This is a genomic window from Pseudomonas sp. P5_A12 (assembly GCF_056400685.1).
Genome location: NZ_JBFUKU010000240.1, coordinates 1 through 10,093 on the forward strand (window position 1 = coordinate 1; position 10,093 = coordinate 10,093).

General features: G+C 59.5%; 8 protein-coding genes. All 8 read left to right on the forward strand.

Annotated elements, in window-relative coordinates:
- The first annotated feature begins 28 nt into the window (after window positions 1-28).
- The 8 genes from gluQRS to panC all read left to right on the forward strand — a co-directional run bounded on the left by gluQRS (window position 29) and on the right by panC (window position 10,048).
- Window positions 29-925: a tRNA glutamyl-Q(34) synthetase GluQRS gene (gene gluQRS / locus AC1DSG_RS23795; RefSeq protein ID WP_477793087.1), complete on the forward strand. Its 897-nt coding sequence runs from the start codon at window positions 29-31 to the stop codon at window positions 923-925.
- Between the two features lie 77 nt (window positions 926-1,002).
- The gene (locus AC1DSG_RS23800; protein WP_003176118.1) at window positions 1,003-1,179 is read left to right on the forward strand and encodes a hypothetical protein; all 177 of its coding nucleotides are present in this window, start codon (window positions 1,003-1,005) and stop codon (window positions 1,177-1,179) included.
- Complete coding sequence (locus tag AC1DSG_RS23805) at window positions 1,163-4,117, forward strand: sensor histidine kinase (RefSeq protein WP_477793082.1); 2,955 nt, start codon at window positions 1,163-1,165, stop codon at window positions 4,115-4,117. The genes AC1DSG_RS23800 and AC1DSG_RS23805 overlap by 17 nt, the downstream gene beginning before the upstream one ends.
- A gap of 22 nt (window positions 4,118-4,139) precedes the next feature.
- On the forward strand, window positions 4,140-5,576 hold the full coding sequence (locus tag AC1DSG_RS23810; RefSeq protein ID WP_477793083.1) for a sigma-54-dependent transcriptional regulator: 1,437 nt from the start codon (window positions 4,140-4,142) through the stop codon (window positions 5,574-5,576).
- Between the two features lie 739 nt (window positions 5,577-6,315).
- Window positions 6,316-7,716, forward strand: a complete 1,401-nt coding sequence (locus AC1DSG_RS23815; protein WP_007948667.1) for a polynucleotide adenylyltransferase PcnB — start codon at window positions 6,316-6,318, stop codon at window positions 7,714-7,716.
- Window positions 7,717-7,719: 3 nt separating this feature from the next.
- Complete coding sequence (gene folK / locus AC1DSG_RS23820; RefSeq protein WP_477793084.1) at window positions 7,720-8,106, forward strand: 2-amino-4-hydroxy-6-hydroxymethyldihydropteridine diphosphokinase; 387 nt, start codon at window positions 7,720-7,722, stop codon at window positions 8,104-8,106.
- A gap of 284 nt (window positions 8,107-8,390) precedes the next feature.
- Window positions 8,391-9,191, forward strand: a complete 801-nt coding sequence (panB, locus tag AC1DSG_RS23825; protein ID WP_477793085.1) for a 3-methyl-2-oxobutanoate hydroxymethyltransferase — start codon at window positions 8,391-8,393, stop codon at window positions 9,189-9,191.
- The gene (panC, locus tag AC1DSG_RS23830) at window positions 9,188-10,048 is read left to right on the forward strand and encodes a pantoate--beta-alanine ligase (RefSeq protein ID WP_477793086.1); all 861 of its coding nucleotides are present in this window, start codon (window positions 9,188-9,190) and stop codon (window positions 10,046-10,048) included. The genes panB and panC overlap by 4 nt, the downstream gene beginning before the upstream one ends.
- Window positions 10,049-10,093: the final 45 nt, after the last annotated feature.

A 10,093-nucleotide genomic window follows, 5' to 3' on the forward strand; every position in this document is an offset into this window, starting at 1 on the left:
CGACGACCAGAGAAAGAAACATTCGTCCATGACTGCCACGACTTCCACCCCCTACATCGGTCGCTTCGCCCCCACGCCCAGTGGACACTTGCATTTCGGTTCGCTGGTCGCTGCACTGGCTTCATACCTCGACGCCCGCGCGGTGGGTGGCCGCTGGCTGATGCGCATGGAAGACCTCGACCCGCCACGGGAAGAGCCCGGCGCTCAGACGGCGATTCTCAAGGCACTGGAGAGCTACGGTTTTGAGTGGGACGGCGAAATGGTCCGCCAGAGCGACCGCCATGAGGCTTACGCTGAAGTGCTCAATCGCCTGTTCAATCACGGCCTCGCTTACGCCTGCACTTGCTCGCGCAAGCAGCTGGAACCCTATCACGGCATTTATCCGGGGCTGTGCCGCAACGCCGGCCACGGCACTGAAGACGCGGCGATCCGCCTGCGCGTGCCCGAGCTGGAATACCACTTCATTGACCGCGTGCAAGGTGAATTCCGCCAGCACCTGGGTCGCGAGGTGGGCGATTTTGTGATTCGCCGTCGCGACGGGCTCTACGCCTATCAGCTGGCCGTCGTGCTGGACGATGCCTGGCAAGGCATCACCGACATCGTGCGGGGCGCCGACCTGCTCGATTCCACGCCGCGCCAGCTCTATCTGCAAGAATTGCTTGGCCTGCGGCAACCGCGTTATCTGCACATTCCGCTGATTACCCAGCCCGATGGCAACAAACTCGGAAAATCCTACCGCTCGCCGCCACTGACCGAAGACCAGGCAACGCCGCTGTTATTGCGCGCACTGCGCGCGCTGGGGCAAAGCCCGGCAACCGAGCTGACCTATGCAACACCACGGGAAGTGCTGAACTGGGGCATCGCCCACTGGGATGCCATGAAAATCCCGCGCACACTGAACCTGCCCGAAGCGCAACTGCAGTGATCGCACTTGCAGTGGCGCGCCCATCCGTTACCATCGCCGCACGTTTTCGGGCACGCGCATAAAAAAGAGAGGCCGGGATGTACATCTATCGCTTGGTCCTGCTCCTGGTAGTGGGGATTTATCTGTTCTCCCCGGCCATCATGGATTGGTGGATCGACGCCACTGGCGCCTGGTACCGCCCTTATCTGCTCTGGCTGATTCTGATCGTCGTGACCTTCATCCTGCAGAGTCAAAAAGATGCCGATGAGCTTTAGCCTGACCCAGATGATCCTGATCAGCGCCGCGTACCTGGCGGTGTTGTTCGGCGTGGCCTGGGTCAGTGAACGGGGCATGATTCCCCGGGCGATCATTCGCCACCCGCTGACCTACACCCTGTCACTGGGTGTTTACGCCAGCGCGTGGGCGTTTTACGGCACCGTGGGCCTGGCCTATCAGTACGGCTACGGGTTTTTATCCAGCTATCTCGGGGTCTCAGGCGCATTTTTGCTGGCGCCGGTGCTGCTATACCCGATCCTGAAAATTACCCGCACCTATCAGCTGTCTTCGCTGGCCGACCTGTTCGCGTTCCGCTTTCGTAGTACATGGGCTGGCGCGCTGACCACCATTTTCATGCTGGTCGGCGTGTTACCGCTGCTGGCCTTGCAGATTCAAGCGGTCGCCGACTCCATCAGCATTCTCACCCGCGAGCCGGTGCAGCATCGGGTCGCCCTGAGTTTCTGCGCACTGATTACGCTGTTTACGATCTTCTTCGGCTCCCGCCACATCGCCACCCGCGAGAAACATGAAGGCCTGGTGTTCGCCATTGCCTTCGAGTCAGTGATCAAGTTGATCGCCCTCGGCGGTGTCGGTCTGTATGCCTTATACGGCGTGTTTGACGGCCCGCAACAGCTTGAGCTTTGGCTGTTGCAAAACCAGACCGCCCTCGCCGCTTTGCACACGCCGCTGCAAGAAGGTCCATGGCGTACGTTGCTGCTGGTGTTCTTTGCCTCGGCAATTGTGATGCCGCACATGTATCACATGACCTTTACCGAGAACCTCAACCCGCGTTCGCTGGTCAGTGCGAGCTGGGGCCTGCCCCTGTTCCTGCTGCTGATGAGCCTGGCGGTGCCGCTGATTCTCTGGGCCGGCCTGAAACTCGGCGCCACCACCAATCCGGAATACTTCACTCTGGGCATCGGCATCGCCGCCAACAGCAAAGCCCTGGCGCTGCTGGCCTATGTCGGCGGTTTATCGGCGGCAAGCGGCCTGATCATCGTTACCACCCTGGCGCTGTCCGGGATGGCACTGAACCATCTGGTGTTGCCGCTCTATCAGCCGCCGGCCGAAGGCAACATCTACCGTTGGCTGAAGTGGACCCGCCGGGCGCTGATCGTTGCGATCATCATGGCCGGCTACGGCTTCTACCTGCTGCTGGGCACAGATCAGGATCTGGCGAACCTCGGCATCGTCGCGTTTGTCGCCACGTTGCAGTTCCTGCCGGGCGTGCTGTCGGTCCTGTACTGGCCGACCGCCAACCGCCGCGGCTTCATTGCCGGTTTGCTGGCAGGGATTCTGGTGTGGCTGGTCACGATGTTGTTGCCGCTGGTGAGCAATCTGCAGGGCTTCTACATTCCGCTGCTGAACATGATCTACGTGCTCGACGACACCAGCTGGCACATGGCGGCGATTGCCTCGCTGGCGGCCAACGTGCTGATGTTCACCCTGATCTCGCTGTTCACCAATGCCAGCGCGGAAGAGGCCAGCGCCGCCGAAGCTTGCGCCGTGGACAACGTGCGTCGCCCGCAACGCCGCGAATTGCACGCCGCTTCCCCTCAGGAATTCGCCACACAGCTGGCAAAACCCTTGGGCGCCAAGGCAGCGCAAAAAGAAGTCGAACAGGCGCTACGCGATCTCTATCTGCCGTTCGACGAGCGCCGGCCTTACGCCTTGCGCCGCTTGCGTGACCGCATCGAAGCCAACTTGTCCGGCCTGATGGGCCCGAGTGTGGCGCAAGACATGGTCGAAACGTTCCTCCCTTATAAGGCGGGCGGAGAAAACTATGTCACCGAAGATATTCACTTCATCGAAAGTCGCCTCGAGGATTACCACTCTCGCCTGACCGGCCTTGCCGCCGAACTCGATGCCCTGCGCCGCTATCACCGCCAGACTTTGCAGGAACTGCCGATGGGCGTCTGCTCTCTGGCCAAGGATCAGGAAATCCTCATGTGGAACAAAGCCATGGAGGAGCTGACCGGGATTGCCGCGCAGCGTGTGGTGGGTTCACGCCTGAGCACCATTGCCGATCCGTGGAAAGAACTGTTGCAAGGCTTCATTAATTTGCCGGACGAACACTTGCACAAACAGCACCTGGCCCTGGATGGTCAGACCCGCTGGCTGAACCTGCACAAAGCGGCGATCGATGAACCGCTCGCACCGGGTAACAGCGGTTTGGTGTTGCTGGTGGAAGACCTGACCGAAACCCAGATGCTCGAAGACAAACTGGTGCACTCCGAGCGCCTGGCCAGCATCGGTCGACTCGCGGCGGGTGTGGCCCACGAAATCGGCAACCCGATCACCGGCATTGCTTGCCTGGCGCAGAACCTGCGCGAAGAGCGCGAAGACGATGGCGAACTGAAGGAAATCAGCGGCCAGATCCTTGAGCAAACCAAACGCGTGTCACGCATCGTCCAGTCACTGATGAGCTTCGCCCACGCCGGCAGTCACCAGCAATCCGACGAGCCCGTCTGTCTGGCCGAAGTGGCTCAGGATGCCATCGGCTTGCTGGCGCTGAACCGACGCAATTTCGAAGTGCAGTTCTATAATTTGTGCGACCCCGATCACTGGGTCGAAGGCGATCCGCAGCGACTCGCCCAAGTACTGATCAACCTGCTCTCAAACGCCCGGGACGCCTCGCCTCCCGGCAGCGCAGTACGGGTTAAAAGCGAAGCCGGCGAACACACGGTCGATCTGATCGTGGAAGACGAAGGCAGCGGTATTCCGAAGAACATCATGGACCGATTGTTCGAACCATTCTTCACCACCAAGGATCCTGGCGAAGGCACCGGTCTGGGCCTTGCACTGGTCTATTCCATCGTTGAAGAGCATTATGGACAAATCACCATCGACAGCCCGGCTGATATTCAAAGCCAACGCGGCACCCGTATCAGGGTGACCTTGCCGCGTCATGTCGAAGCGACGTCCGCTGTGAACTGAGACCGTCGAGAGTATCGAATCAATGCCGCACATTTTGATCGTCGAAGACGAAACAATTATCCGCTCCGCCTTGCGCCGCCTGCTGGAACGTAACCAGTACCAGGTCAGCGAAGCCGGTTCAGTGCAGGAAGCACAAGAACGCTTCACTATTCCCACGTTCGACCTGATCGTCAGTGACCTGCGCCTACCCGGCGCGCCTGGCACCGAGTTGATCAAACTTGGTCAAGGCACACCGGTGCTGATCATGACCAGCTACGCCAGCCTGCGTTCGGCGGTCGACTCGATGAAGATGGGCGCGGTGGATTACATCGCCAAGCCTTTCGATCACGATGAAATGCTCCAGGCCGTCGCCCGCATCCTGCGCGACCGGCAATCACTGCCGGCCAACGGCGAACCTGCCGCTGGCAAAGCTGGCAATGGCGCCGCAAAAGCTGGCGTCGATAACAGCAACGGCGAAATCGGCATTATCGGTTCGTGCCCGCCGATGCAGGACCTGTACAGTAAAATCCGCAAAGTCGCGCCAACCGATTCCAATGTCTTGATCCAGGGTGAGTCCGGTACGGGTAAAGAGCTGGTGGCGCGTGCCCTGCATAACCTGTCCAAGCGCGCCAAGGCACCGATGATTTCGGTGAACTGCGCAGCCATTCCGGAAAGCCTGATCGAGTCCGAGCTGTTCGGTCATGAAAAAGGCGCGTTCACGGGCGCCAGCGCCGGGCGTGCCGGCCTGGTTGAGGCAGCGGACGGCGGCACCTTGTTCCTCGACGAAATTGGCGAACTCCCCCTTGAAGCCCAGGCCCGCTTGCTGCGCGTGTTGCAGGAAGGCGAAATTCGCCGGGTAGGCTCGGTGCAATCGCAGAAGGTCGACGTACGCCTGATCGCCGCGACTCACCGGGACCTCAAGAGCCTGGCAAAAATCGGCCAGTTCCGTGAAGACTTGTATTACCGCCTCCACGTGATCGCCCTGAAGCTGCCTGCCTTGCGCGAGCGCGGTGCGGACGTTAACGAAATCGCCAATGCCTTCCTGGCGCGGCAGAGCGCGCGGGTCAACCGCACCGACCTGAAATTCGCACCGGATGCCGAACAGGCGATTCGTCATTACACCTGGCCAGGTAACGTTCGCGAGCTGGAAAACGCTGTCGAACGCGCGGTTATTCTGTGCGAGAGCCCGGAAATTTCGGCCGAGCTGCTGGGTATCGACATCGAACTGAGCGACCTGGAAGAGGATGAGTTCATCGGCCTGGCGCCGCAACAGGGCAACAATGGCAGTAACAACAGCCATGAGCCGACCGAAGACCTGTCACTGGAAGATTACTTCCAGCATTTCGTCCTCGAGCATCAGGACCACATGACCGAAACCGAACTGGCCCGCAAGCTCGGGGTCAGCCGCAAATGCCTGTGGGAGCGTCGTCAGCGCCTGGGCATCCCGCGACGCAAAACCGGGGTCGCCAGCGAAAGCTGAATGGCACCTGTCTGATGCGCGGGTAACACATGACTTTATGAAAAAACTGTTACCTCAGATTTATCGCGTAACAGAAGCCGGGGCTTACGGTAACGAAGCCCCGGTTTTTTTGGGCCTTAAAAAACCCCACCGACCGACCTAACCCCTTGTTTTACTGGGATTCGCAAAAGTTGGCACGCACCCTGCAATATGTTTGGTACAAGAACAATAACAAGCAATGCATAACACAATAAAAATAAGACGAATCGACTCACGCACAATAAAAACAAGACGGCGAGAGGCGCAGCTAACTGATTCTTTTGGAGAGGCGTTGTATTTGGGGGATCGCCCCACGACCAGGCCGAGAATAATAAAAAACTGTCCTAAGACAGTGCCTGAACTGGTTGGATCGCAAGATCACTGCAGCACAGCGACCAAAGCAATCCGTTTGCTCTTGGCTCCCGATTGGGAGGGTCATGAAAGAAACACGTCATGACGAGGGCACTTAACAAAAACAAAAAGCCCGAAACCAATAATAAAAATAGAGCATGCAACTACTTCTTGGGGAGCTTCGGCTCCCCTTGTAGTTTCTGCGATTCGCAAAACCTACCCAAATCTCCTTGTTTTTCGCTTGAAGCCTGCGGCTTACAGCTCATATCTGCTGTCTCCTACACCATCCCTCGACTAAATGCTAGAATCCCCGCCCATCATGCGGTCATTCTTCTGTTATGGCCGAACATTCCTTCAAACAGTGCATCCCATGCTGAAGAAGCTGTTCCAGTCATTCCGTTCTCCCAAGCGTCATACGCAACACATTCGCAGTACGCCTGAAGTGCTCAACAGCGGCCAACATTCGCTGCAAAAGGCCCAATTCAGCCGTTACGCGGTGAATATCGTCGAACGCCTGCAGAACGCCGGTTACCAGGCTTACCTGGTCGGCGGCTGTGTGCGCGACATGCTGCTCGGCATCACGCCCAAGGATTTCGACGTCGCCACCAGCGCCACACCTGAACAGGTGCGCGCCGAATTCCGCAATGCGCGGATCATCGGTCGTCGCTTCAAGCTGGTGCACATTCACTTCGGCCGCGAAATCATCGAAGTCGCGACCTTCCGTGCCAATCACCCGCAAAACGACGAGGAAGAAGACAGCAACCAATCTTCCCGTAATGAAAGCGGGCGCATCCTGCGCGATAACGTCTACGGCACACTGGAAGAAGACGCGCAACGCCGCGACTTCACCATTAACGCCCTGTACTACGATCCGGTCAGCGAGCGCATTCTTGACTACGCCAACGGCGTACACGATATCCGCAATCACTTGATCCGCCTGATTGGCGACCCGAAACAGCGCTATCAGGAAGACCCGGTACGGATGTTGCGGGCCGTGCGTTTTGCCGCCAAGCTGAATTTCGGCATCGAAAAACACAGCGCCTTGCCGATTCGCGAACTGGCACCGATGCTGCGCGAAATCCCGTCGGCCCGTCTATTCGAAGAAGTGCTCAAGCTGTTCCTCTCCGGCCACGCCGCGGACACCTTCGAGATGCTGGTCGACCTGCAGCTGTTCGATCCGTTGTTCCCGGCCAGTGCCGAGGCGCTGGAATACAACCCGACGTACACGCACACCCTGATCAGCGACGCGCTGATCAACACAGACTTGCGGATCAAGCAGAACAAACCGGTGACCCCGGCGTTCCTGTTTGCCGCCCTGCTTTGGCCCGCCCTGCCGGCTCGCGTATTGCGCCTGCAAGAACGTGGCATGCCGCCGATTCCGGCCATGCAGGAAGCGGCACACGAACTGATTGCCGAACAGTGCCAGCGCATCGCCATCCCGAAACGCTTCACCATGCCGATCCGCGAGATCTGGGACATGCAGGAGCGCCTGCCACGCCGCAGCGGCAAACGCGCCGACCTGTTGCTCGACAACCCACGGTTCCGCGCCGGTTACGACTTCTTGCTGCTGCGCGAAAGCGCCGGTGAGCAGACTGATGGCCTGGGTGAATGGTGGACGGATTATCAGGACGCCAACGACAGCGAACGTCGCGACATGATCCGCGACCTCAGTGGCAAGGACGACGGCACTGGCGCACCCCGCAAGCGTCGCCGCAGCGGTGGCGCCAAGCGTAAACGCGCCGCTGGCGAACCGAGCGTCTCGGGCGAGTAATCCATGGAACGCATCTACATCGGCATGGGCAGCAATCTGGCTGACCCCGCCGAGCAACTACGCAATGCCGTCGACGCGCTGGCGCAGCTGCCGCAGACCGAGCTGATCGGGGTGTCCGCGTTTTATCAGAGCGACTCGCTGCTGCCGGGCCAACCGCGTTACACCAACGCGGTCGCTGCGCTAGACAGCACCTTGGCGCCTCTGGAGCTGCTTGATGCGCTGCAAGCCATCGAGAACGAACAGGGGCGCGAACGTCTTGAACGCTGGGGGCCACGCACCCTGGATCTGGACATCGTGCTGTTGGATTTGCGCTTGGCTGATGGTCGCACGCTGAGCGAATTGCTCGCCGCCTGCCCCTTCGTCGGCCTGGAACGCCTCGCCAAAAGCTGATGCAAGCCCGCTCCGACATATGTTCTGTGTCGCATACGGGATCTACAGCTGCTGAATCGCATCAGTTACGCCGGTAACACCCCCGACGTAACAGCGCGGTAACACATCCAATTGACTTCCCGAGTTCTCCTCACGACTATAGGCGTCCCGCTGCCGCCAACACGGCGTTGAAGGGCGCAATCCAGGCCTTAAAAGCACGACAACAGACCGTGCGCCTGTATTTAACGAAGAATCACGCGCGTTACTCGCAGTAGTTTTCACTGCGCCTGAATGAGGATCTTTTCATGCCAGCCATCACCCTGACCACTCTGCAAGGTCTCAAGCAAAAAGGTGAAAAAATCACCATGCTGACCTGCTATGACGCGACCTTCGCCCACGCCTGCAATGAGGCTGGCGTCGACGTGCTGCTGGTGGGCGACTCCCTCGGCATGGTTTTGCAAGGTCACGACAGCACCCTGCCCGTGACGACCGCAGACATGGCTTACCACGTGGCAGCCGTCAAACGTGGCAACAGCGATGCGCTCATCCTGGCTGACCTGCCGTTCATGGCCTACGCCACCACGGAACAAGCCATGACCAACAGTGCCTTGTTGATGCAGGCCGGTGCGCACATGGTCAAGGTAGAAGGCGCTGTGTGGCTGGCAGACTCTATCCGCCTGCTGGCGGAGCGGGGCATCCCGGTGTGCGCGCACTTGGGGCTGACGCCGCAATCGGTGAACATCCTGGGCGGTTACAAAGTCCAGGGTCGCAACGAAAACCAGGCTCGGCAAATGCGTGCCGATGCCATTTCGCTGGAACAGGCCGGGGCCGCCATGTTGCTGCTTGAATGCGTGCCCAGCGAACTGGCCGAAGAAATTACTCAGGCCGTGAAGATTCCGGTCATTGGTATCGGTGCCGGCAGTGGCACCGACGGCCAGGTACTGGTCCTGCACGACATGTTGGGCTTGTCGATTACCGGTCGTGTGCCAAAATTCGTGAAGAATTTCATGACCGGCCAACACACCATTCAAGCCGCCCTGAGTGCTTACGTGACTGAAGTCAAAGCGGCGACTTTCCCAGGTATCGAACACGGATTCTCTGCATGAACACCGTAAAAACCGTACGCGAACTGCGGGCCGCCGTGGCCCGTGCCCGCGGTGAAGGCAAGCGCATCGGCTTCGTGCCAACCATGGGCAACCTGCACAGCGGGCATATCGCGCTGATTACCAAAGCCTCCCAACGGGTGGATTTCGTGGTCGCGAGCATTTTCGTCAACCCGCTGCAATTCGGTGCCGGCGAAGACCTCGACAAGTACCCGCGCACCCTCGCCGCTGACCAGGAAAAACTGCTCCAGGCCGGTTGCCACTTGCTGTTCGCGCCTAGCGTTGAAGAAATATACCCCGACGGCATGGCCGGCCAGACGCGCGTCAGCGTTCCGCTGCTGTCTGAAGGCCTGTGCGGCGCCAGCCGTCCAGGGCATTTTGAAGGTGTGGCGACGGTGGTCAGCAAATTGTTCAACATCGTCCAGCCAGACCTGGCGGTCTTCGGCCAGAAAGACTACCAGCAACTGGCGGTGATCAAATCCCTGGTCCATGACCTGAACATGCCAGTCCAGATTATTGGTGAACCGACTGTCCGTGCGGCCGATGGCCTGGCGCTGTCGTCGCGCAATGGTTTCCTCAGCGAAGAGCAGCGGGCAGTGGCGCCGGTGGTCTATCGCACGCTGAGCTCGATTGCCGACGCGATCAAGCAGGGTGGCCGGGATTTCCCCGCGCTGATCGACGCGCAGACCAAACAGCTTGAAGTGGCTGGATTGCGTCCCGATTACCTGGAGATTCGCCATGCGCTGACCTTGCGCCCGGCCACGGCAGATGATCGCGACCTGGTGATTCTGGTCGCGGCGTTCCTTGGAACCACGCGGTTGATCGACAACCTGCACCTGAATCTCGACACGCCCGCCTAAAACACCACAGCCCCTGTAGGAGCTGGCTTGCCAGCGAAGGCGGTG

What these genes read in the sequence shown, in the direction of transcription:
- gluQRS (WP_477793087.1), top strand. Translation starts at nt 29, where the DNA reads ATGACTGCCACGACTTCCACCCCCTACATCGGTCGCTTCGCCCCCACG.
- AC1DSG_RS23800 (WP_003176118.1), top strand. Translation starts at nt 1,003, where the DNA reads ATGTACATCTATCGCTTGGTCCTGCTCCTGGTAGTGGGGATTTATCTG.
- AC1DSG_RS23805 (WP_477793082.1), top strand. Translation starts at nt 1,163, where the DNA reads ATGCCGATGAGCTTTAGCCTGACCCAGATGATCCTGATCAGCGCCGCG.
- AC1DSG_RS23810 (WP_477793083.1), top strand. Translation starts at nt 4,140, where the DNA reads ATGCCGCACATTTTGATCGTCGAAGACGAAACAATTATCCGCTCCGCC.
- AC1DSG_RS23815 (WP_007948667.1), top strand. Translation starts at nt 6,316, where the DNA reads ATGCTGAAGAAGCTGTTCCAGTCATTCCGTTCTCCCAAGCGTCATACG.
- folK (WP_477793084.1), top strand. Translation starts at nt 7,720, where the DNA reads ATGGAACGCATCTACATCGGCATGGGCAGCAATCTGGCTGACCCCGCC.
- panB (WP_477793085.1), top strand. Translation starts at nt 8,391, where the DNA reads ATGCCAGCCATCACCCTGACCACTCTGCAAGGTCTCAAGCAAAAAGGT.
- panC (WP_477793086.1), top strand. Translation starts at nt 9,188, where the DNA reads ATGAACACCGTAAAAACCGTACGCGAACTGCGGGCCGCCGTGGCCCGT.